The following is a 20,838-nucleotide window of genomic DNA, read 5'->3' on the forward strand; positions in this document are numbered from 1 at the left end:
GACGACCTTGTCGACGAACTCGTCCAATCCGTGTGGGAGCATCGCGGGGAGGATGTTGAACCCGTCGGCCCCGCCCTGGATGAACCACTGCTCCATGACGTCGGCGACCAGGGTCGGGGTCCCCACGACCGTCAGGTGGCCCCGTGAATGTCGAAACCCCGGCAGGGCCGGGGCTCGAGAACCTTGCTGGCGGGCGGGTTCACTCACAGGATACGACCGGACGTCGATCCGCGTACCCCGCCACACCGGTCGACGTCATCGAACGCCGCCGACCCGCTCACGAACTCCGCGCCGAGCTGTGGGATCTCTGGCGTGAAGGTTTCCGCGCCGGCCAGGAAGCCGCGCAGAGCCGCATCGACCAGGCCAACGCCAACGCAGACCGGTTCTACGCGGTCGCGTACAACTCGGAAGAGGCCCGGGCGCGGCACGCCGCGCTGCTGAAGGACTTCGACGTTGCTCTGGCGCGCCGTGCCACGGCTGCGCAGTGGGACGAACTCGACCGCATCGCCGGCGAACGAGCGGAGGCCGCACGTGGCTAATCGCATCAGCATGGCGGACCTCATGGTCATGAAGTTCAAACCAGTCGAGTACGTGATCCCCGGCATCGTTCCGGAAGGGCTCACCATCTTGGCCGCACCTCCGAAGATCGGGAAGTCGTGGCTCGTGCTCGACCTCGCCTACCAGCTCGCAGTCGCCGGGAAAGCGCTCGGCGCTGTTCCGATCGACCGTGAACGGCCAGTCCTGTACATGGCGCTCGAGGACACCCCCCGGCGGCTGCAAGACCGTCTGAACATGCTCGAGGTCACTGAGTACCCGTCGAACCTGTACCTGCAGACCAGCGTGGACGCAGGCGACGTGCTCCGCGAGGCGTCAGCTTTCATGGCTGAGCGTGCCGACGACGCCCCCGTGGTGATTATCGACACGCTCGGGAAGATCGCGCCCCCGGCATCGGCCGGCGAGTCCGACTATCAGCGTGACTACCGCGTGGGCGGCGGGCTGAAAGCCGTAGCCGACTCGGTGACGGGTGGCGCGGTGATCGTGGTTCACCACACGCGGAAGGCTCAGGGAGACGACTTCCTCGACAGCGTGTCAGGGACGCAAGGCCTCGCCGGTTCCGCGGACTCGATCCTCGTCCTTCGACGCGAACGAAACGACGCGTCCGGAAGTCTGTCGGTCACGTCACGAGACGCAGCCGAGGGTGAGTACGCCGTCAACAAGGTGGGCGCGCGCTGGGTGCTGGCAGCGGGAACGCTCACCGCCGCCGCGATCGCCCTGGCGAACAAGCGCATCACCGCCGGTCTCGGCTCCAACTCCGCCGCGATCATCGAGTACGTAAACGCACACCCGGAGGGCACGCGCGCAGCTGACGTCGCGGAGGCGCTCGAGATCTCTGAGAAGGATGCGGGCACGTACCTGCTGCGTGCGTTCCGGTCGGAGCGCATCGAACGGTTCGAGCGGGGCCTGTATGGGCCTGTAGGAACCGTAGGAAGTGTAGGAAACGGAGACAACGTTCCTACAGATCCGACACTTCCTACACACACATATGGGGGTGTGTGGGATGACCCCGGCACCTGCACGCACGGTGTCACTGTCGGCGCGCGGTGTTCGAAATGTGGAGGAACCGCATCATGAAGCGCCCCGCGCCCAAGCCCGACAACTTCGACGAGCTCACCCGCACCTGGAACAACCCCGCAGCGTTCGCCCGCGAACTCACCAGGTACTACGAGCAGATCTCGACCGACAAACCCGCCGACATCACCGAACCGCTCTGGACACGGGAGATCGACGCATGAGCCGCGGTGACGCCGAATACCTCGCCCTTCACGCGGCTCTCAACGAGACGACACCCCCGTGCAGCAACGACCCGAGATTCATCCTCGACGCCAACGCCTACGCCCCCGGCGAAGCCGCGGAACTGAAGCGCACCGTCTGCAACCCCTGCCCCCTCCTCCGACTCTGCAGGGCATACGCGGAAGCCGCGCGACCCGAAGCGGGCGTCTGGGCAGGACGCACCTACCCCAGCACGAAACGAAGGAGACAACACTGATGCCCCGCCGATGGACCAACAAGCACACCAGCACCAAACCCGGCCGACTGAAAGACCTCGAGGACGAACTACACAGGCGGCAAGCAGCCCGCAGAACCGGCTTCACCACACCCACCTACCCCAAGGAGAACCCGCAATGACCCAGCGAGACGAACTGCTCAGATCGCTCATCCGCGCCACTCGCCCCGACGTCTCAGAGGACGAGATCGCCGCCATCGAAAACGGCATGAGCCCCGACACCAATGCGGACGCGCTCAACACCATCTCAAACGCACTCGGCGGACCAATCGCCCTCAACGACGACGCCGCCCTCGCACGCGCCATCGGCGCACCCCTCAGCCACGGAACCCACTTCACCCGATAGGAGAACCCATGAACACCTTCGACATCGACCTCGCCACCATCGCCGACAACGGCGGCACCATCCCCGAGGAGCTCACCGCCCTGCAGGAGCGCAGCGCCCGCTACTTCGACTTCCCGCACCACTTCACCGAGAGGTTCGCGCAAGCCGTCGCGGACGACGCACCCGAGGACCAGATCCTCAACCTCCGCGCGCTCGCCCTCATCGAGCAGACCGCGAACCCCGTCGACCACGCGGCCGTCACCACGGCCATGCAGCAGGAAGCGAACCGACGCATCCGCGCCCTCTACGAGACCGTCGCCACCTCCAACTGGAACACCCTCGCGGACCGGTTCAACGCGGCCGCCGAAGCCTTCACGAAGGCGCACAACACCGTGCCCGTGACCACCGAACCCGGCACCCTCATCAACGCGCCTGAGCGCTCCAGGAAGGCGTGGGCCGAGGGGCAGACGCAGCGCGCCACCCTCGACGGCCTCATCGAACCCCTCCTCGCAGCAGCCCGCCTCGCCGGCCACGCAGCATCCGGGAAGACCTGGGCCATCGGAGCCACCATCACCGCCACCGGCATCCACCGCCGCCGCATCTGGGAAGCCTGGGACCACGAGAACCGGTGGGCCGACCTCATCGAACTGGGCGCCACGATCCACGCGCCCAAGCTCGACGAGCTCGCACCCTACCGAGAGCCCGCCCCCATCGAAACCCGGATGGAACGAAGCGGCATCGGATGGACGCCCGTCCAGTACGACCCCGAAGACGCCGCCGACCTCGAAACCGTCGACGCCTAACCCAACCCGGACGGGGGTCGGATCAGACCAGATCCGGCCCCCACCCTCCCAACAGAAGGCACCCGAATGTCTCGCACTGCCACCGCCACATGGAAGCGCATCGCCGCGGCCGTCCGCGCCCAAGGCCGCGCGAACAACACACCCTGCCACCTCTGCCGCGGCACCCTCGGCCCCATCGACTACCGAACCCAAGGCGAAGCCGACAAAGACGCCCGCCGCACCGGGGAATGGTGGCTCGTCGGCACACACCGCCCGCTCGCATTCCACGCCGACCACATCGTCGCGCACGCAGCAGGCGGAGCCGACCACATCGAGCAGGTCGCACCATCCCACGCCGTATGCAACGAACGGGCAGGGGCGAAGGGAACGCAACGCCGCAAACCCGCCAACAAGCCCGTCACCGGATACTGGCACCCACTCGACGGCAACGGCCCACCACTACCCGGACGAGCGACACCCGGACAAACCACTGCAACACACCGATTCACCGCCGGCTGACCCCTGGCTCTAAACCCCTCCCCATCCCGCATCACGCTCTCACCACCGGCATTGGTCGTACCCCCAGGGCCGTTCAAACGCCAAGGACTGAAATGAGGACCATATGAAGCCCACGCACCCCCGCTCGATGTTGCGAGCGATTGAACAGAATCCGGAGGATGCCGCTGCACGTTTGCGGGAGTTGCGGCTGATCGTCGCGAAGCGTCTGGATGACACTGAGAGCGCCCGTGAGACGGCGTCTCTGGCTCGGGTGATGCTCGACATCGAATCCGCGTTCCGTGCCCTCACAGCGGCCGCTGGGGCCTCGTCACCGGTCGATGATCTGCTGGCTCGGCGCGCGGCTCGAGGTGCGAAGTGAACGGCCTCACCGGATCTCAGACTCCGACGTTCGAGGTCGTGCCGATCAGCCCCGACTCGTCGACCGCGGAGGAAGCTCTCGAACTCGCCACGATCGCCGGTGTAACGCTGTTGCCGTGGCAGGCCGAGCAGGTGAGCCGCATCCTCGGGCTGACGGGTGGCGGTGATTACGCTGCCACCCGGTATGCGTGCGCCGTTCCGCGTCAGTCGGGTAAGGGTGTCGTGCTCGAGGTCGTCACGCTGGCGAAGGCGGTGCTGCTCGGTGAGCGGGTGTTGTGGACGGCGCACGAGGTCCGCACGATGCAGGAGTCTTTCGCCCGGTTCCGGTCGATCCTCGACGCTGTGCCTGCCGTCGCGGCGATGGTGTCGTCTGTGCGTACCGCGAACGGGCAGGAGCGGATCCTGTTCACGAATGGCGCGGAGGTGAAGTTCAGTGCCCGGTCGAAGTCAGCAACCCGTGGTCTCGGTTTCCGGACGATCATCTGTGACGAGGCGCAGGAGCTCGACTACCTGACCTTCGGCGCGATGGTCCCGACGCTCTCCGGTCAGGGTGAATCGCGGACGCAGCAGATCCTCATGGGTACGCCCCCGTACTCGAAGAAGGGTGAGGTGTTCACCGATATGCGCGCCGCAGCTCACACGGGCGGCGACCCGCGCCTGTCGTGGTCGGAGTGGTCATGCGAGCCGTATGACGCCCCCGACGATCGGGCGGTGTGGGCGCGCACAAACCCGAGCCTCGGCGTCATCGTGATGGAGTCGAAGATCGCCGACGAGTGGGAGACCCTGAAAGCCCGCCCGGACGTGTTCCGCCGCGAACGTCTCGGCGAGTGGGGCCGCTCCGGCGGTGACCCTTTGGCGCTCGACGAAGCATTGTGGGCGGAAGGTTCCCGCGCTCTCCCGGATCGGGATCCGGGTTACGACTTCACAAACGGGCCGGTGCGCGTCTTCGGCGTCGACTGCACGTTCGATGCGGAGTGGACGACCGTCACCGAGGCTGTCCCGCTGAAGGGTGGCAAGTGGGGGTTGCGGGTGCTCGACGCCGGCCCCGGCCTCGACTGGGTCGCCGACGCGATCGCGAAGCTCAAGGACAAGAGCCCGCGCATGCTCGTCACGTTCGACCCGATGCGGACGGGTGACCTGACGGCGGACTTCAACGCCGCTGGCATCCGTGATGGGTCCGCTCATAAGCGCATCGTGACGGCGACGAGCCGCGACCTCACACTGGCCTGTGATGGCCTCGTGAGGGCGGTACGCGAACGGAAGCTCATCCACGCCGACCCCCGCCTGGATGCGGCCGCAGAGACCGCCACACGCTCAACATTCGACGACGGCCGCGGGTGGAAGCTCATCGGCACCGGCGGCTCGGACGTGTCCCCGCTGATCGCCGGTGCCCTCGCATTGCGGGTGCTGCAAGGCGTCCGACCACGACGAGCGGGAAAGCGGGAAATGGTCATCCTGTGAGCCCGCTCGTCCTCGGTTGGCGCGACCGAGCGGCAGGTGTACCAACCTGAGCCGGAGCGTGATCCAGAACAGCACCGGTCTGATTCAGCGCATTACGCCAGGTAGATTTACCGGATTCAGTAAATGTCGCTTCGACAGCGAAAATCTTCGCAGTTGCCTGCGGGACCGGCCTGCTGTTTGCGAGTCCGCAAATACTGCGCCGGCCTGCGAGAGCAGGCGCTTCCATGACTTCGCAGACGGCACGGATTCGGGACGTTCGGAGGTTGCGCCTCCCGCCACGTGCTGCTGTTACGGGATTCCGAAATAGCGATCGCGCCGCGAGGTGCGGAGCGTGATCCAGAACGGCGATATTGGAGGATTCTCCAATATGCACGGACCCACGCTTCCAGCGCCCGTTCTCGCGACGGCCCGCGTCGGCTAGGACGAGCGCGTCGAACCGACTGCTTCCCAAAACGCCATAAATGTTCAGTCTTGCAAACCGGCCGTCATGAGCGTGATGAGCACCCACCCGGGCACATCTCCCCGCTCATCCTCGGCGGTGTCCCGGAGAACCCCACCCCACGCCGTCCGGAGGCGTGTCATCAGTGTTCGCATCATCGTTCTTCCTTTCATCGAAGGTCGGATCAGCCGATCCCGAGGCGCAGCATGGCGATACCCGGGAACACGGCGAAGAGGATGCTCATCGGAAGCAAGAGGAAGACGATCGGAAAGAGCATCGCGATCTCCTTCCGCCCCGCCTGCTCGATCAGGGTCCGTTTCGCGTCCTCCCGCGCGTCGGCAGCCTGCGCCTGGAGGACGCTCACCAGTGGCGCGCCGCGATCCAGCGCGGCGACGAGGTGTTCGACGGCCCGTGAGAGCGCGGGCACGTCCAGCCGCCGACCGAGGTCTGTCAGCGCGTCGGAGAGGTTGGAACCCGTCCCGCTGTCGAGGACTGCACGGCGCACTTCGGCGGTGAGCTCTCCCGAGCCCACGTCGCCCACTCGGGACAGCGCGTCGCGGAGCCCTTCGCCTGCGGCGAGACACAGCGACAGGAACTCCAGGACGGTGGGGAGCTCCTCCTCCACCCGCGCACGACGACGACGTGCCGCTGCCGACAGCCAGGAGTCGACGACCACCACGGCAGCGACCGCGCCGACGATCGGCAGCGTCGCAGCCGGGACGGAGAAGCGCCCGCTCAGCGCGAGGACGACGACGGTGACGCCGCCGACAGCCGCGCCGACGATCAACCAGGACAGCTGCCGGGCCCGGAACCACGCGGCATCGCGAGCGATGCCCGCCTGGCGAAGCCTCTGTTCGACGCCGGCGGCGCCGCCGAGCGATGCCACCCACCGGTCGCGTCGCGTACGCCAGGTCATGACGACGGGCGCGAGGGGCGTCATCCCCCGCGGATCCGCGAGGTCGCGGAGGTAGGGAGCGAGCCTGCGCGACAGCGTCGGCGCCGCGAGCCGCGGCACCCGCGTCGACATCAGCACGAGGCCTGCCGCGAGCGATCCGCCGAGGACGACCGCGAGCGCGAGCGCCGTGACTCCCGTCATGCGAACCACCGCCTCGGCTCGGGCAGGCGGCCGATCCTCGCCATGAGCCGGTACGCGACGACGGAGACCACCGCGCCGATGAGGATGACCATGACGCCGTCGGGGCTGGAGTAGGCGGCTGCCCCCTCGGGGCGCAGGGCGAGAAGGCCGAGGATCACCCAGGGTGCCACCACGCCGAGCACAGCGGCACCCCGGATCCACGACTGACGGGCTTCGATCTCGGAGCGGAGCGCGGCCTCTGCCCGGACGGATGCCGACAACGATCTCAGGACGGCGGTGAGTTCCGTGCCGCCGACCTGCCTCGCCATTCGCAGCGCTTCGATGATCCGATCGGCGACCGGGTCGGCGAGGCGTGCCTTCAGGCGCAGGGCGCCCGAATCGAAGTGCCCTGACGCGGCGACATCGTGGGCGAAGGCGGCGAAGGCGGGTCGGAGGGGCGGTGGGCCGGCCTCTCCGAGGGCGGCCACGGCGTCAGGCAGTGACATGCCCGACCGCACCGATGCGACGAGCAGGTCGCAGACATCGGGCCAGAGCGCGCGGCGCGACTTCTGCAGCCGCCGCGCCTTTCCCCGAAGCCAGACGACGGGGGCGAAACCGGCCGCCGCCACCGCGACGGCCGCGAAGGCGGGGAGCGACGTCACCAGCCAGACCGCTGCTCCGGCCACCACGCCGCTCGCGACCGATGCCGCGATGAGGTGCCCACCACTCGCATGCGCGTATCCCGCCGACGCGAGAAGCCGCTCGAGCGCGCGACCCCCCGACCGGGTGGGGCGCTGCCCACCGGCCGGCCACAGCCAGGGCGCCAGGACGAGGATGACCCCGGCCCCGAGGACGACGCCGAGGACGGTCGTCATCGCAGCTCCCGCGGGAAGAGCGTCCGGGTCACGATGACCCCGTCGACGACCGCGCCCGTGGGTTCGATGATCTCGGCCACCCGGCGGCGGCCTTCGGCATCCCGTTCGCAGTGCACGACGAGATCGACGGAGTCGGCGATGGCCGGGAGGAGGAACCCGTGGTCGATGTTGCGGCCGGCCAGCAGCGGCAGGGCGGAGAGCTTCCGGAGGGCCTCGGGGGCGGAATTGGCGTGGATGGTGGCGGCACCGGGCACGCCGGTGTTCAGGGCGAGGATCAGGTCGAGCGCCTCCTCTCCGCGCACCTCTCCGACGACCAGCCGGTCGGGGCGCATCCGCAGCGCCTCTTTCACGAGCCGTCGCAGGCTCACCTCCCCGGTGCCCTCGAGGCTCGGCTGACGTCCTTGCAGCGCCACGATGTCGTGCACGCGGACGGCGAGTTCGAAGGTCTCCTCGACGGTGACGACGCGGTGCTCGCTCGGGCTCGCGGCGACGAGAGCTCCGAGCAGTGTCGTCTTGCCGGCGTGGGTGGCACCCGAGACGATGACGCTGGCTCCGCGTCGCATCGCATCCCGAAGCACGCCCGCGGCACCGGCGGTGAGCGAACCGCTCCGGACGAGGTCGTCGAGGGTGCGGTAGCGGGTGAGGAACTTCCGGATGTTGACGGCCCAGTGGCGGCGGGTGATGTCGGGGATCACGACGTGCAGCCGGGAGCCGTCGGGCAGGGACGCATCGACGAACGGCTGGCTCAGGTCGACGCGGCGCCCGGTCGCGTGGAGCATCCGCTCGACGAGATCGCGGACCGCGGTCTCGCTCAGCACGAGCGGTGAACGCTCGCTCCGACCCTGGCGCGCGAAGTGGATCCGATCCGGGGCGTTGATCCAGATCTCCTCCACGTCAGGATCGTCGAGCAGCGCCTGCAGGGGTCCGTACCCCGAGACCCGGGAGAGAATCTCCCGAGCGGATGCCGCTTCGTCGTCGATCACATCGACGCCACGCGCGAGGGCGAAGTCGTTGTGCCGCCGGATCTCGGCGCGGGCGATGAAAGCCGCCCGATCCGGGTCGTGAGCGGGGTCCACCTGCTCGGCCCGGAGGCGTTCGCGCACGCGCTCGACCACCGCGGCGAGGCCGCCGGATGCGGTGACGGGAGACGCGAGGCTCATGGTCAGCGATCATTCCAACGGTCACGACCGTGCGCCCGAAGTTATCCACACGGCCGTGCTCGTCATCACCCGTGTACGCGTCGCAGGGCCGCTTAGACTGGACCCACTCGCGGGAGTGGTGAAATTGGCAGACACGCAGGGTTTAGGTTCCTGTGCCTTCGGGCGTGGGGGTTCAAGTCCCCCCTTCCGCACGAGGCAGTCCGCTGCGTCATCTCTTTCACCCGCCGATTGACGACCCGCGTCACCGAGGAAACCGTGCACTCCTTCGCTCTCATCCCGTGGCTCGACCCGGAGACGATCATCAACGCCGCGGGCCCCTGGGCGCTCGCGGTCGTCTGCTTCATCGTCTTCGCCGAAACCGGACTGCTCGTCGGCTTCCTTCTGCCCGGCGACACCCTCCTGATCATGGCCGGGCTCCTCTCGAACCCGGTCACCCACGCCCCGCACGGCGTGTTCGGCGTCAACGTCTGGATCGTCGGCCTTCTCATCGGATTGGCGGCCTTCGTCGGCGGAGAAGTCGGCTACATCATCGGCCGCAAGGGCGGTCCCGCCGTCTTCGAGCGCAAGGAATCCGGCTTCTTCAGTCGTCGCAACGTCGAACGGACCAACGGATTCTTCGAGCGCTACGGCGGTGTCACCGTCATCCTCGCCCGCTTCGTGCCGATCGTCCGGACCTTCGCCCCGGTCGCAGCCGGCGTCGGCAAGATGGCCTGGCACCGCTACACCCTCTACAACTTCATCGGCGCGGTCCTCTGGGGCTTCGGCTTGACCGTCTTCGGCTACCTGGTGAGCCTGATCCCGGGCGTCGGACCGTTCGTCGCCGAATACATCGACATCATCCTGCTCGTCGCCGTCGCCGGCACGGTCGTCTTCATCATCTGGCACTACTTCGCGGAGAAGCGGAAGGTCGCCCGCGAGATGGCCGCGGGCCCCGATGGTCGGACGGATGCCGCGGAGGCACGCGAACTGGTCCTCGACCAGGACGCCGTCGACGACACTCCCGAGCGCGACCCGCGCAGCTGATCAGCGTCCCGTCAGGACGCCTTCTTCTTCGCGGGCTTGGTGGCGGTCTCCTTCGCGGCGCCGGACTTCGCGGCATCCTTCTTCGATGCCGGCTCCTTCTTCGCGGGCGCAGATTTCTTCGCCGGCCCAGGGTTCTTCGCCGGCCCAGGGTTCTTCGCGGCGGACGACGTCGCGCTCGATGACTTCGACGATGCTCCCGAACTGCTCCCCTCGCGGGCTGCGCGACTCTTCTCGACGCTCGCCCGCAGCGCCTCCATCAGGTCGATGACCTCGCCCCCACCGGCATCCGACTTCTCACCGAACGTCTCGGCGGTGTCGAACGCGTCGCCCTTCTCGAGCTTCGCCTCGATGAGGGTGCGCAGCTCCTTCTGGTATTCGTCGGTGAACTCGGTCGGGTCAAAATCGCTCGAGAAGCTGTCGACGAGGGATGCCGAGAGTTCGAGCTCCTTGGCCGAGATCTTCACCGGCTCGTCGAGCGACGGGAACGAGGCCTCCCGCACTTCATCGGCCCACAACAGGGTCTGCAGCACGAGCACGTCACCGCGGACGCGGAGCGCCGCGAGCCGCGTCTTCTGACGCAGCGCGAAGCGCACGATGGCGGTGCGGTCGGTCTGCTCAAGCGTCTGGCGCAGCAGGACGTAGGCCTTCGGCGAGGAGGAGTCCGGTTCGAGGTAGTAGGCCTTGTCGAGGGTGAGAAGGTCGATCTGCTCGGTCGGCACGAACTCGACGACCTCGATCTCGCGGCTGCGCTCCGAGGGCAGCGCCGCGAAGTCGTCGGAGGTGAGCACGACGGTCCGCTCGCCGTCGTCGTAGGCCTTGTCGATATCGGCGTACGGCACCACCTCGCCGTCGATCTCGCAGATGCGCTGGTACCGGATGCGACCGCCGTCGGCGGCGTGCACCTGGTGCAGCGAGACGTCGTGGTCCTCGGTCGCCGAGTACACCTTCACCGGCACGTTGACGAGTCCGAACGTCAGCGCACCCTTCCAGATCGCTCTCATCACACCAGTACACACCCGTCACAACCCGGTGCGACAGGTCTTGCGCACTAGCCTGGGCCCATGCCAGGCACGCAGGACGTCACCGTCGACGGACGGCGCCTGCGACTGTCGAACCTCGACAAGGTGATGTTCCCCGCCACCGGGACCACCAAAGGCGAGGTGATCGACTACCTCGTGACCGTCGCGCCGGTCATGCTCCCGCACCTCGACGGCAGGCCCATCACCCGCATCCGCTGGCCCGACGGCACCGGCGAGGGGTCGTTCTTCGCGAAGCACCTCGAGCCGGGCGCGCCGGAGTGGCTCCTGCGGCGACCGATCGAGCATTCCACCGGGGCCAAGGACTACCCGCTGGCTGACGGCGTGCCCTCCCTGGTCTACCTGGCGCAGGTCGCCTCGATCGAGCTCCACGTCCCGCAGTGGCGCTTCGACTCCGACGGCGCCCGGCAGAACCCCGACCGGCTCGTGCTCGACCTCGACCCGGGTCCCGGCGTCGGACTCGCCGAGTGCGCCGAGGTCGCCCGGTGGGCCCGCGAGATCCTCCTCGACCTGGGGATGGACCCGATGCCGGTCACCAGCGGCAGCAAGGGGATCCACCTCTATGCGCCGCTCGACCGCTCCCGCACGAGCGACGAGATCAGCGCGTTCGCGAAAGAGCTTGCCCGCCTGCTCGAAGCCGATCACCCCGATCTCGTCGTCAGTCAGATGGCGAAAGCCGCGCGCGGCGGCAAGGTCTTCCTCGACTGGAGCCAGAACAACGGCAAGAAGACCACGATCGCGCCATACTCGATGCGCGGGCGCGAGCAGCCGTCGGTCGCGGCCCCGCGCACCTGGGAGGAGCTCGACGACCCGGACCTCCGCCACGTGCAGTTCCACGAGATGGCCGAGCGCATCGCCGTGCACGGCGACCTGTTCGCGTCGCTCGCGCCGGCGGATGCCGGTCCCCTCGCCAGCTACATCGCCAAGCGCGCTGCCGACCGGACCCCTGAACCCGTCCCCGACTCCCCCGCCGGAGCGGCCGAGGACGGCTCGCGGTTCGTCATCCAAGAGCACCACGCCCGCAGGCTGCACTACGACCTGCGGCTCGAACGGCGCGGGGTCCTCGTCAGCTGGGCGGTGCCACGTGGCATCCCGGGCTCGGCGGAGAAGAACCATCTCGCCGTCATGACCGAGCCTCACCCGATGGAGTATCTCGACTTCGCGGGCGAGATCCCCGCCGGCGAATACGGCGCGGGAACGATGACGGTGTGGGACACCGGCACCGTCGAGATCGAGAAGTGGCGTGACGACGAGGTGATCTTCACGCTGCACGGTCAGCCGGACGGACCGCTCGGCTCCGTGCGGCTCGCGCTCATCCGAACGAGCGGCGCCGGTGAGAAGTCGCAGTGGCTGCTGCATCGGATGAAAACGGATGCCGCGGCGCCCCGCACGCCGCGCTCCTCGCACTCCCCCCGATCCCACCCCGTGGCGGCAGCGCAGCCGCCAGCGAAGCCCGCGCCGATGCTGGCGACGAACGCCTCGGCGCCGCTCGCTCGCCAGGCGGCTGAGCGCTGGGGACCGTGGGTCGAGTTCAAGTGGGACGGCGTCCGCGCCCTGGCGCTGTGGGACGGCACGCACCTTCAGCTGCGCGCCCGGAGCGGCACCGACATCACGGCGCGGTACCCCGAGCTGACGGCACCCGATCCGGGGTTCGGGCCGGCACCGGCCGTACTCGACGGCGAGATCGTCGCCCTCGATGAGCGGGGCCGCCCGAGCTTCTCGCTGCTGCAGCATCGGATGCACCTGTCCAAACCGCGCGAGATCGAGCGGGAGGCTGAGCGCATCCCGGTGCAGCTGATGCTTTTCGACCTGCTCGAGTTCGACGGGCGGGACACCGGCGCCCTCCCTCTCCGTGAGCGCCGCGAACTGCTGGAGGAGGTCGCCGGCGGGACGATCCCGCGCGTGGTGCTGCCGCCCGTCGCGGATGACGTCGACGACGCCCTCGAGACGGCACGGCAGCTGGGACTGGAGGGTGTCATGGTCAAGGACCCGGCATCGCTCTACCGTCGCGGCGTCCGCAGCGACCAGTGGCTCAAGGTCAAGCTCACACGCATGCAGGAGGTCGTGATCGGCGGCATCCGTCCCGGCAAGGGGTCACGCGGCGGCGCCATCGGGTCTCTCCTGATGGGGGTCCCCACCCCCGACGGCCTCCACTACATCGGTCGCGTCGGGTCGGGCTTCAGCGACGGCACCCTCGCCCGACTGGATGCCGCGCTGCAGCCGCTGCGGACCGACGAGAATCCGTTCGTCGACATCGGACGCGTTGAGGCGTCCGACTCCCTGTGGGTGCGCCCCGCTCTGGTGGGTGAGGTCGAGTACGCCGAGATCACGGCCGGGGGCACCCTCCGCCATGCCCGGTGGCGCGGCATCCGGTCGGACGTCACGCCCGAGGAGATCGTGTTCGAGGAGGGCGACTGACCTCAGGCGTGGTGGTCGTGCTCGATGTGGCCGGCGGGCTCGAGCTGGAAGGTTGAATGGGCGACGTCGAAGTGCTCCGCAAGACAGGACTGCAGCTCGGCCAGCAGCGTCCCCGCCCGTCCTTCATCGAAGACCTCCTGGGCCACGACGATGTGGGCGGTGAAGACAGGCGCTCCGCGGGTGAGCTGCCAGACGTGCACGTCGTGGACGTCGACCACCCCCTTCGCATCACGCAGGTGCTCACGGATGTCGGGCACTCGGGTGCCCGAGGGCGCGCGCTCGCCGAGAACCGCGACGACCTCCCGGAGGAGTCCGACAGCCCGCGGGACGATCAGCACCGCGATGGCGAGGCTCGCGACGGCGTCGGCCGGCATCCACCCGGTCTGCCACACCACGACGGCGGCGACGAGCACGACGACGGAGCCGAGCAGGTCGCCGAGCACCTCGAGGTAGGCGCCGCGCGCGTTGATGCTCGTGCGCTGGGCGATGCTGAGCAGCCACAGCGATACCCCGTTGGCGACCAGCCCGATGAGGGCGACGACCATCATCGGGAGCCCCTGCACCTCGGTGTCGACCGGATCGAGGAGGCGGCGGACGGCTTCGACCGCGATCACGGCGCACAGCACCACGAGGATGATCGCGTTGATGAGCGCTCCGAACACCTCTGCGCGCTGATACCCGTAGGTCTGCCGGTCGTCGGCGGGCCGCGCGGCGACGGTCGCGGCGACGAGCGCCACGACGAGAGCCGAACTGTCGGTGAACATGTGCCCCGCGTCGGCGAGCAGCGCCAGCGATCCGGTGAGGACCGCGCCGATCACCTGCACGACGAGCACGGTCGCCGTGATCGCGAGCGAGAGCGCGAGCAGTCGTCTCGGCCCTCCCGCCCGGATGCCGCGGGGCGCATGATCGTGCATGCCTTCAGGCTATGCCCGGAGCGTTCCCGCGGGGGGTCCCGCGGCCCAGTCGGGAATGAGTGCCGTTCTCGTTCTCGCGCGGATCGCGGCGCGCGTCAGAGCGAGGTGAGCAGCGGCGCGAGGGCGACGAACGCGCGGGCGCGGTGCGACAGCGCGTTCTTCTCCGCCGCGCTGAGCTGCGCGGCGGTGCGCCCCTCGCCGTCGTCGGGGACGAAGACCGGGTCGTAGCCGAACCCGTTCTCGCCCGCCGGCACGGTGGCGAGGCGTCCCGGCCACACGCCTTCGACCACGTGCTCGACGGGCGCTCCGCCATCGGCTTGGGGGATGACGAGGGCGATCGTCGACACGAACTGCGCCGTGCGGTGCGGATCGGCGATGTCGGACAACTGGTCGAGGAGGAGCTCGTAGTTCGCGACGCCGTCCTTCTTGTGTCCGGCCCAGTACGCCGAGAAGACGCCGGGCGAGCCGCCGAGCACATCGACGCGGATGCCGGAGTCGTCAGCCATCGCCGGCAGGCCCGTGTGCGCTGCGGCGGCGCGCGCCTTGATCAGCGCGTTCTGCGCGAACGTCACGCCATCCTCGACCGGCTCCGGCCCGTCGTACCCGATGACCTCCAGGTCAGGACGCGTCGCGGCGACGATCGCCCCGAACTCCGCCACCTTGTGCGCGTTGTGCGTGGCCAGGACGACCCGGCGGGATGCGGCATCCGTCATCGAACGGCCCGGTTCAGGCGCTCGCGAGAGCGGCCGTCTGCTGGTCGCGGAGGTCCGCGCAGCCGGCGACACCGAGGTCGAGGAGCGCGTCGAGTTCGCGCTTGTCGAAGGGCGCGCCCTCGGCGGTCCCCTGCACCTCGACGAACAGGCCGCGACCGGTGACCACGACGTTCATGTCGGTCTCGGCGCGCACGTCCTCGACGTAGGCGAGGTCGAGCATGGGCTCGCCGTCGATGATGCCGACGGACACCGCGGCGACCGAGTCGATGAGAGCCTTGGCGTTCTTGCCGACGAAGCCCTTCGCCCGGCCCCATTCGATCGCGTCGGCGAGGGCGACGTACGCGCCCGTGATCGCGGCCGTGCGGGTGCCGCCGTCGGCCTGCAGCACGTCGCAGTCGATGACGATCGTGTTCTCGCCCAGCGCCTTGGTGTCGACGACGGCGCGCAGTGCGCGGCCGATGAGGCGGGAGATCTCGTGCGTGCGGCCGCCGACCTTGCCCTTGATGGACTCGCGGTCGTTGCGGGAGTTCGTGGCGCGCGGCAGCATCGCGTACTCCGCGGTGACCCAGCCCTTGCCCTTGCCGGTCAGCCAGCGCGGCACACCGTTGGTGAACGAGGCGGTGCAGAGGACCTTCGTGCCGCCGAAGGAGATCAACGCCGAGCCTTCGGCGTGCGCGCTCCAGCCGCGCTCGATCGTGATCGGTCGCAGCTGGTCGACGGTGCGCCCGTCGGCGCGGGTGATCTGGGTCATTGCGTTCCCTTCGGTAGGTCGATGGCGCCGGTCTGCACGAGACGGACGGCGCTGACGCCCCGTCCCATCATCCGGTCGGCGAGGCGGAGGAAGTCGTCGGCCGACTCCCCCGTCGCCTCGTACAGGTGAGTGGGTTCGGCGTCCGGCCCGGCCAGCAGGTCACGGGAGACCAGCTGACGGTAGACGTCCTTGGCGGTCTCGGTGTCGCTCGAGACGAGCGACACATCAGGCCCCATGACGTAGCTGATCGCCCCCTCCAGGAACGGGTAGTGCGTGCAGCCGAGCACGACGGTGTCGACTCCCGCGTGACGGAGGGGCGCGAGGTACTCCTCCGCCACCTTCAGCACCTCGGGGGTGTCGGTGATACCCGCCTCGACGAACTCCACGAAGCGCGGGCAGGCCTGAGCGAACACGGTCAGCCGCTCGTTCACGCCCAGCATGTCCTGGTAGACGCCCGACCCGATCGTGCCCTCGGTGCCGATCACGCCGATCCGGCCGATCCGCGTCGTGGAGATCGCTGTCCGCACAGCCGGCCCGATGACTTCGACCACCGGCACGTCGTAGCGCTCCCGCGCATCACGCAGCAGAGCAGCGGATGCCGTGTTGCAGGCGATCACGAGCATCTTGACGCCCTCGTCGACCAGCGCATCGAGGACTTCGAGCCCGTACCGACGGACGTCGGCGATCGGCTTCGGGCCGTAGGGCGAGTGCGCGGTGTCGCCGATGTAGACGATCGACTCGCGTGGGAGAAGCTGGGAGACGGCCCGGGCGACGGTCAGTCCGCCGACCCCGGAGTCGAAGATTCCGATGGGTGCGTCCGTCACGGTCATCAAGCCTAGTCGCGCCCTGGATAGAGTGACCGCATGAGCACCCCCACGTCGCTGCTGACCGACCGGTACGAGCTCACGATGCTCGATGCCGCTCTCCGCGACGGCACCGCGTCGCGGCGCTGTGTCTTCGAACTCTTCGCGCGCCGCCTCCCCGGAGCCCGCCGCTTCGGTGTCGTCGCGGGCACCGGCCGCCTGCTGTCGCTCGTGCGCGACTTCCGTTTCGACGAGGAGGAGCTGGCCTTCCTCCGGGACAACGACGTCGTCAGCGCCGAGACGATCCGGTTCCTCGCGGACTACCGCTTCTCGGGCACGATCAGCGGATACCGCGAAGGCGAGCTCTACTTCCCCGGCTCCCCCATCCTCACCGTGGAGGGGACCTTCGCCGAAGCGGTGATCCTCGAGACCCTCGCGCTGAGCGTGCTGAACCACGACTCCGCCGTCGCGACCGCCGCTGCCCGCATGAGCATCGCCGCGGGCGATCGACCCCTCGCCGAGATGGGCTCCCGGCGGGCCGCGGAACGCTCGGCGGTCGCCGCCGCGCGTGCGGCCTACATCGCGGGGTTCTCCGCCACCAGCAACCTCGAAGCCGGACGCGCCTGGGGCGTTCCCACGATGGGAACCGCGGCGCACTCGTGGACCCTGCTGCACGACAGCGAGGAGGAGGCGTTCCGCAGCCAGATCGACTCGCTCGGGGTCGGTACGACCCTCCTCGTGGACACCTACGACATCGAGCAGGGCGTCGCCACCGCGATCGCGGTCGCCGGCACCGGGCTCGGCGGTGTCCGCCTCGACTCGGGCGACCTCCCCACGGTGGCGGCATCCGTGCGCGCCCAGCTCGACCAGCTCGGCGCGACCGAGACGAAGATCACGGTGACCAGCGACCTCGACGAATTCGCGATCGCCGCGCTCGCGGCATCCCCCGTCGATTCCTACGGCGTGGGAACCTCCGTCGTCACCGGCTCGGGATCACCCACCGCGGGCATGGTCTACAAGCTCGTTGCCCGGCAGGATGACGACGGCGGCTGGGTACCGGTCGCGAAGGCATCGACATCGAAGGCGTCCGTGGGCGGCCGGAAGACCGCCTTCCGCACGCGCAACGACCGCGGCGTCGCGACGGGCGAGCTCATCGTCGTGGCCGACGGATTCGAGCGTCCCGCCGCGGCGACCGACCGCGCCGACGCGCGCGCGCTTCAGGTCGTCCTCGTCGAGAACGGGCAGACGGATGCCGCGTACGAAGGACCCGCCGGCGTCGCGGCCGCTCGGGCGCACCACCTCCTGGTGCGTGAGGAGCTGCCCGTGAAAGCGCTCGCCCTCAGCCGCGCCGACCCCGCCCTCCCGACGGTCTACGAGGACATCGAGGCGTAGATCTCCTTGCACGTCGGGCACACCGGGAACTTCTCCGGGTCGCGGCCCGGCGTCCACTTCTTGCCGCACAGCGCGCGCACCGGCTTGCCGGTGATGGCCGATTCGAGGATCTTGTCCTTCTTCACGTAGTGGGAGAAGCGCTCGTGGTCGCCCGGCTCGATCGTCTCCTCGCGGATGAGCTCCTCGAGCTCGCGGTCGAGGAGCGAGAGGCCGCCCTGGTCGGGGCTGTCGATCGGGGTGCTCATGCCCCGATTCTAATCCGCGCGGGACGACCGAGCAGGGTCACATCGTTTCGGCGAACTCCATGATCCGGCTCCACCGGCGGTCGAAGATCACGCCGCCGAGGGCGACGCCGCCGAGGAGGACAGCCCCGCCGATGGCGATCCCTCCCCACAGCGCGGTCGACGCGAAGGAGACATCCCGGGTGAGGGTGAGCCACGCCCACCAGAGTGCGGGGATGCTGAAGATCACCGCGCCGAGCAGGACCGCGGCCTGCGACGCCGTCCCACCGGTCCGCTGCGGCTGCTCGAAGGGCCCGTCGCCCGGCCGCGTCGCCGGGTAGGGCGCGAGGACGGACGACACCGATCCCAGGCCCGCGCCCGAGAGGAACAGGCTCGCGCAGACGCCCACCATCGCGGGAAGGACCGCCCAGTCGTCGTGCACCCACATCGAGACGGTGATGGCGGCGACGAGCAGCGGGATGGATACGAGCAGGACGGGGGCGAGCCGGCCCACACGATCGGACACGCCTCTCACGCCCGCGGCGATGTGCATCCAGATGCCGGTGCCGTCGTAGGCGAGGTCGTTGTGGGTCAGCCAGCCGAGCAGGAGCGCCATCAGCGGCGCCGGGATGAGCGCTGCCGTCTCCGGGGGCACTCCGACGAAGAGGAGCGGGAGCACCGCGAGCACGGCGGCGATCGGCACGATGACGATGTTCGCGAGGTAGCGGGGGTCTGCCAGCCAGTAGACGGTGCTGCGCGCAGCGATTGCCCCGCTCGGGATCCCGGGCATGACGGCGAACCAGCCGAGACCACGGCGCTCGGGGTGCGGCACCGGCCGGACGGTCGTCGTCAGCATCCGAGCGACCAGCCACCACCACAGCGCCGCCAGCGCCAGCAGCGTCAGCACCGCGACGACGATCGACCGCGCCAGGTCGCCGCCCTCGCGGAGGGGGATCGCCCACGCAGCGCCCAGCGGGGACACCGACAGAGCGGCCGCGGCATCCGTGAGCGGGCCCGGAAGTCCGTCGCGCCAGTCCAGGGAAGCCAGGAACACGACGACCGGGACCACGAGGATGGCGCCGGCCGCGGCGAGCACGCCCGTCAGCTGCGGGGTGCGTCGGTCGCGAAGCGCGAGCGCGCCGACCGCCATGCCGCAGCGCGCCGCGAGGAGGCACGTGAGGATGCCCATCGATGCGGCGAACACCGACAGCGCCCATGGCGCGCCGTGCCCGCTCCACGCGACAGCGAAGGCGACGCTCATCGCGAGGAGCACGAGACCGGGCAGCCCGACGACCGATGCGAGGAGAGCGGCCCCCGCCACGCTGCGCGGATCGAGCCCGAGGGGCCCGAATCGTCGAGGATCGAGCGGGTCCTCCGCGCCGGTCAGCAGCGGGACGAACAGGAACCCGGCGGTGACGACCGCACCCACGACGACCGTCACGGTCGCGGTGGTCGGCATCTCGGCGGCATCGAGGCGCGCCACGGCGGCGCAGACGGCGACGACCAGGACGATGAGGGCGAATCCCGCGACCACCCGGGTGGCGACGACGGCGGGGCGGCCGCGGAGCGCTCCGGCGAACAGCGCGAGTCTCAGTCGGAGTACGTGTGCAACCACTCCAGGCCTTCCACGTCGCTCCGGCCGCCGGCGAGTTGCACGAACCGCTCCGCGAGGGTGTGGTCCCCGCGCACCTCGTCCACCGACCCGCGCGCCAGCACCTGGCCGCCGACGATGACGGCGACGCCGTCGCAGACCCGCTCGACGAGATCCATCCCGTGACTGGAGAGGATCACGGTGCCGCCCGATGCAACGTAGGTGCTCAGGATGCCGAGGATCACCTCGCTGGAGACAGGGTCCACCGCTTCGAACGGCTCGTCCAGGACCAGCAGTCGGGGCGCGTGGATCATGGCACCCGCGAGGAGGACCTTCTTCGTCATGCCGGCGGAGTAGTCCGACACCGGGCGGTTCAGCGCCGCGGTGAGTTCGAACGCGCGCGCGAGCTCCGCCGCACGCTCCGCGGCGACGGCCGGGCGCAGACCGCGGAGGACGCCGTAATAGTGGAGCAGCTGGCGGCCAGTCAGCCTGTCGAAGGTGCGGAGCCGGTCGGGCAGGACACCCATCGACGCCTTCGCGGCGCTGGGGTTCCCGGCGAGGTCGACTCCCGCGATCTCGACCTGCCCGGCATCCGGCCTCAGCAGCCCAGCGATCATCGAGAGCGTCGTCGTCTTTCCGGCGCCGTTGGGTCCGACGAGTCCGAAGAAGCTGCCCGATGCGATCTCCAGGTCCACCGCGGCCACAGCCGTCGTCGACCCGAACGCCTTCGTGACTCCGGACAGACGGAGCGCCGGAACGTCCTCGGCCGGTGCCTCCTCCCCCGTGAACACGGCGGCCGCGACGGTGTCGTCCTCGGTCGATTCGTCCGCGACGGGCTGCGGCTCCGACACGGGCTCAGGCTCAGGCTCGGGCGCGAGATCCGACACGGGCTCAGGCTCAGGCTCAGGCTCAGAGTC

The 20,838-nt window shown here is 69.3% G+C and carries 22 protein-coding genes and 1 tRNA gene; 12 read left to right on the forward strand and 11 right to left on the reverse strand.

Features of this window, described 5'->3' with window-relative positions:
- Nucleotides 1-143 precede the first annotated feature (143 nt).
- From ACHFGS_RS02015 to ACHFGS_RS02050, 8 genes are all read left to right on the forward strand, one after another.
- A complete protein-coding gene (locus ACHFGS_RS02015) occupies nt 144-539 on the forward strand; it encodes a hypothetical protein (RefSeq protein ID WP_394279839.1) in 396 nt (131 codons plus the stop codon).
- A complete protein-coding gene (locus ACHFGS_RS02020) occupies nt 532-1,632 on the forward strand; it encodes an AAA family ATPase (protein WP_394279840.1) in 1,101 nt (366 codons plus the stop codon). Before ACHFGS_RS02015 ends, ACHFGS_RS02020 begins: the two co-directional genes overlap by 8 nt.
- Complete coding sequence (locus tag ACHFGS_RS02025) at nt 1,629-1,793, forward strand: hypothetical protein (RefSeq protein ID WP_394279841.1); 165 nt, start codon at nt 1,629-1,631, stop codon at nt 1,791-1,793. The genes ACHFGS_RS02020 and ACHFGS_RS02025 overlap by 4 nt, the downstream gene beginning before the upstream one ends.
- Nucleotides 1,790-2,047, forward strand: a complete 258-nt coding sequence (locus ACHFGS_RS02030; protein WP_394289091.1) for a WhiB family transcriptional regulator — start codon at nt 1,790-1,792, stop codon at nt 2,045-2,047. Before ACHFGS_RS02025 ends, ACHFGS_RS02030 begins: the two co-directional genes overlap by 4 nt.
- Before the next feature lie 136 nt (nt 2,048-2,183).
- Entirely contained in the window at nt 2,184-2,411 is a 228-nt protein-coding gene (locus tag ACHFGS_RS02035; protein WP_394279244.1) for a hypothetical protein, read from the forward strand.
- Nucleotides 2,412-2,419: 8 nt separating this feature from the next.
- Nucleotides 2,420-3,193, forward strand: a complete 774-nt coding sequence (locus tag ACHFGS_RS02040; protein ID WP_394279245.1) for a hypothetical protein — start codon at nt 2,420-2,422, stop codon at nt 3,191-3,193.
- Nucleotides 3,194-3,259: 66 nt separating this feature from the next.
- The gene (locus ACHFGS_RS02045; protein WP_394279246.1) at nt 3,260-3,691 is read left to right on the forward strand and encodes a hypothetical protein; all 432 of its coding nucleotides are present in this window, start codon (nt 3,260-3,262) and stop codon (nt 3,689-3,691) included.
- A 354-nt stretch (nt 3,692-4,045) separates the two neighbouring features.
- Nucleotides 4,046-5,509 carry a hypothetical protein gene (locus ACHFGS_RS02050; protein ID WP_394279247.1) on the forward strand — a complete coding sequence of 488 codons (1,464 nt, stop codon included), beginning with the start codon at nt 4,046-4,048 and terminating at the stop codon, nt 5,507-5,509.
- A gap of 623 nt (nt 5,510-6,132) precedes the next feature.
- Here ACHFGS_RS02050 and ACHFGS_RS02055 read toward each other — a convergent pair.
- From ACHFGS_RS02055 to ACHFGS_RS02065, 3 genes are read right to left on the reverse strand one after another with little or no spacing between them, the layout of a single operon-like run.
- Nucleotides 6,133-7,044, reverse strand: coding sequence for a type II secretion system F family protein (locus ACHFGS_RS02055; RefSeq protein WP_394279248.1), 912 nt, complete (start codon nt 7,042-7,044; stop codon nt 6,133-6,135).
- On the reverse strand, nt 7,041-7,898 hold the full coding sequence (locus tag ACHFGS_RS02060) for a type II secretion system F family protein (RefSeq protein WP_394289092.1): 858 nt from the start codon (nt 7,896-7,898) through the stop codon (nt 7,041-7,043). Before ACHFGS_RS02060 ends, ACHFGS_RS02055 begins: the two co-directional genes overlap by 4 nt.
- Nucleotides 7,895-9,058 carry a CpaF family protein gene (locus ACHFGS_RS02065; protein WP_394279143.1) on the reverse strand — a complete coding sequence of 388 codons (1,164 nt, stop codon included), beginning with the start codon at nt 9,056-9,058 and terminating at the stop codon, nt 7,895-7,897. The genes ACHFGS_RS02060 and ACHFGS_RS02065 overlap by 4 nt, the downstream gene beginning before the upstream one ends.
- A 109-nt stretch (nt 9,059-9,167) precedes the next feature.
- Here ACHFGS_RS02065 and ACHFGS_RS02070 point away from each other — a divergent pair.
- A tRNA-Leu gene (locus ACHFGS_RS02070) sits at nt 9,168-9,249 on the forward strand.
- A gap of 64 nt (nt 9,250-9,313) precedes the next feature.
- The gene (locus ACHFGS_RS02075) at nt 9,314-10,081 is read left to right on the forward strand and encodes a DedA family protein (protein ID WP_394279142.1); all 768 of its coding nucleotides are present in this window, start codon (nt 9,314-9,316) and stop codon (nt 10,079-10,081) included.
- Between the two features lie 11 nt (nt 10,082-10,092).
- Here ACHFGS_RS02075 and ACHFGS_RS02080 read toward each other — a convergent pair whose 3' ends face one another.
- On the reverse strand, nt 10,093-11,082 hold the full coding sequence (locus ACHFGS_RS02080) for a Ku protein (RefSeq protein WP_394279141.1): 990 nt from the start codon (nt 11,080-11,082) through the stop codon (nt 10,093-10,095).
- A 60-nt stretch (nt 11,083-11,142) separates the two neighbouring features.
- Here ACHFGS_RS02080 and ACHFGS_RS02085 point away from each other — a divergent pair, with 60 nt between their 5' ends.
- Nucleotides 11,143-13,536: an ATP-dependent DNA ligase gene (locus tag ACHFGS_RS02085; protein WP_394279140.1), complete on the forward strand. Its 2,394-nt coding sequence runs from the start codon at nt 11,143-11,145 to the stop codon at nt 13,534-13,536.
- A 2-nt stretch (nt 13,537-13,538) separates the two neighbouring features.
- Here the strand turns inward: ACHFGS_RS02085 and ACHFGS_RS02090 are convergent, their stop codons facing one another.
- From ACHFGS_RS02090 to murI, 4 genes are all read right to left on the reverse strand, one after another.
- Nucleotides 13,539-14,450: a cation diffusion facilitator family transporter gene (locus tag ACHFGS_RS02090; protein ID WP_394279139.1), complete on the reverse strand. Its 912-nt coding sequence runs from the start codon at nt 14,448-14,450 to the stop codon at nt 13,539-13,541.
- Nucleotides 14,451-14,545: 95 nt separating this feature from the next.
- The gene (gene rdgB, locus ACHFGS_RS02095; RefSeq protein WP_394279138.1) at nt 14,546-15,163 is read right to left on the reverse strand and encodes an RdgB/HAM1 family non-canonical purine NTP pyrophosphatase; all 618 of its coding nucleotides are present in this window, start codon (nt 15,161-15,163) and stop codon (nt 14,546-14,548) included.
- A 13-nt stretch (nt 15,164-15,176) separates the two neighbouring features.
- Nucleotides 15,177-15,914 carry a ribonuclease PH gene (gene rph, locus ACHFGS_RS02100; RefSeq protein WP_394279137.1) on the reverse strand — a complete coding sequence of 246 codons (738 nt, stop codon included), beginning with the start codon at nt 15,912-15,914 and terminating at the stop codon, nt 15,177-15,179.
- Nucleotides 15,911-16,738: a glutamate racemase gene (murI, locus tag ACHFGS_RS02105; protein WP_394279136.1), complete on the reverse strand. Its 828-nt coding sequence runs from the start codon at nt 16,736-16,738 to the stop codon at nt 15,911-15,913. Before murI ends, rph begins: the two co-directional genes overlap by 4 nt.
- A gap of 39 nt (nt 16,739-16,777) precedes the next feature.
- Between murI and ACHFGS_RS02110 the strand changes: the two genes are divergently transcribed.
- Nucleotides 16,778-18,109: a nicotinate phosphoribosyltransferase gene (locus tag ACHFGS_RS02110; RefSeq protein ID WP_394279135.1), complete on the forward strand. Its 1,332-nt coding sequence runs from the start codon at nt 16,778-16,780 to the stop codon at nt 18,107-18,109.
- Here the strand turns inward: ACHFGS_RS02110 and ACHFGS_RS02115 are convergent.
- From ACHFGS_RS02115 to ACHFGS_RS02125, 3 genes are all read right to left on the reverse strand, one after another.
- A complete protein-coding gene (locus ACHFGS_RS02115) occupies nt 18,088-18,354 on the reverse strand; it encodes a DUF3039 domain-containing protein (RefSeq protein ID WP_394279134.1) in 267 nt (88 codons plus the stop codon). The two genes, ACHFGS_RS02110 and ACHFGS_RS02115, sit on opposite strands and share 22 nt — an antisense overlap.
- Before the next feature lie 37 nt (nt 18,355-18,391).
- Nucleotides 18,392-19,945 (reverse strand): hypothetical protein, encoded by a 1,554-nt coding sequence (locus ACHFGS_RS02120; protein ID WP_394279133.1) that lies wholly within the window; start codon nt 19,943-19,945, stop codon nt 18,392-18,394.
- A partial coding sequence (locus tag ACHFGS_RS02125; RefSeq protein ID WP_394289093.1) for an ABC transporter ATP-binding protein occupies nt 19,921-20,838 on the reverse strand: 918 nt, incomplete at its 5' end. The genes ACHFGS_RS02125 and ACHFGS_RS02120, both read right to left, overlap by 25 nt.

It is taken from the genome of Microbacterium sp. (assembly GCF_043427715.1).
In the GTDB taxonomy this organism is placed as follows: domain Bacteria; phylum Actinomycetota; class Actinomycetes; order Actinomycetales; family Microbacteriaceae; genus Microbacterium.

Excerpts from the sequence above, each read along its gene's own strand:
- ACHFGS_RS02025 (WP_394279841.1), top strand. The coding sequence starts at position 1,629 with ATGAAGCGCCCCGCGCCCAAGCCCGACAACTTCGACGAGCTCACCCGC.
- ACHFGS_RS02030 (WP_394289091.1), top strand. The coding sequence starts at position 1,790 with ATGAGCCGCGGTGACGCCGAATACCTCGCCCTTCACGCGGCTCTCAAC.
- ACHFGS_RS02035 (WP_394279244.1), top strand. The coding sequence starts at position 2,184 with ATGACCCAGCGAGACGAACTGCTCAGATCGCTCATCCGCGCCACTCGC.
- ACHFGS_RS02040 (WP_394279245.1), top strand. The coding sequence starts at position 2,420 with ATGAACACCTTCGACATCGACCTCGCCACCATCGCCGACAACGGCGGC.
- ACHFGS_RS02045 (WP_394279246.1), top strand. The coding sequence starts at position 3,260 with ATGTCTCGCACTGCCACCGCCACATGGAAGCGCATCGCCGCGGCCGTC.
- ACHFGS_RS02055 (WP_394279248.1), bottom strand. The coding sequence starts at position 7,044 with ATGACGGGAGTCACGGCGCTCGCGCTCGCGGTCGTCCTCGGCGGATCG.
- ACHFGS_RS02060 (WP_394289092.1), bottom strand. The coding sequence starts at position 7,898 with ATGACGACCGTCCTCGGCGTCGTCCTCGGGGCCGGGGTCATCCTCGTC.
- ACHFGS_RS02065 (WP_394279143.1), bottom strand. The coding sequence starts at position 9,058 with ATGAGCCTCGCGTCTCCCGTCACCGCATCCGGCGGCCTCGCCGCGGTG.
- ACHFGS_RS02080 (WP_394279141.1), bottom strand. The coding sequence starts at position 11,082 with ATGAGAGCGATCTGGAAGGGTGCGCTGACGTTCGGACTCGTCAACGTG.
- ACHFGS_RS02085 (WP_394279140.1), top strand. The coding sequence starts at position 11,143 with ATGCCAGGCACGCAGGACGTCACCGTCGACGGACGGCGCCTGCGACTG.
- ACHFGS_RS02090 (WP_394279139.1), bottom strand. The coding sequence starts at position 14,450 with ATGCACGATCATGCGCCCCGCGGCATCCGGGCGGGAGGGCCGAGACGA.
- rdgB (WP_394279138.1), bottom strand. The coding sequence starts at position 15,163 with ATGACGGATGCCGCATCCCGCCGGGTCGTCCTGGCCACGCACAACGCG.
- rph (WP_394279137.1), bottom strand. The coding sequence starts at position 15,914 with ATGACCCAGATCACCCGCGCCGACGGGCGCACCGTCGACCAGCTGCGA.
- ACHFGS_RS02110 (WP_394279135.1), top strand. The coding sequence starts at position 16,778 with ATGAGCACCCCCACGTCGCTGCTGACCGACCGGTACGAGCTCACGATG.
- ACHFGS_RS02115 (WP_394279134.1), bottom strand. The coding sequence starts at position 18,354 with ATGAGCACCCCGATCGACAGCCCCGACCAGGGCGGCCTCTCGCTCCTC.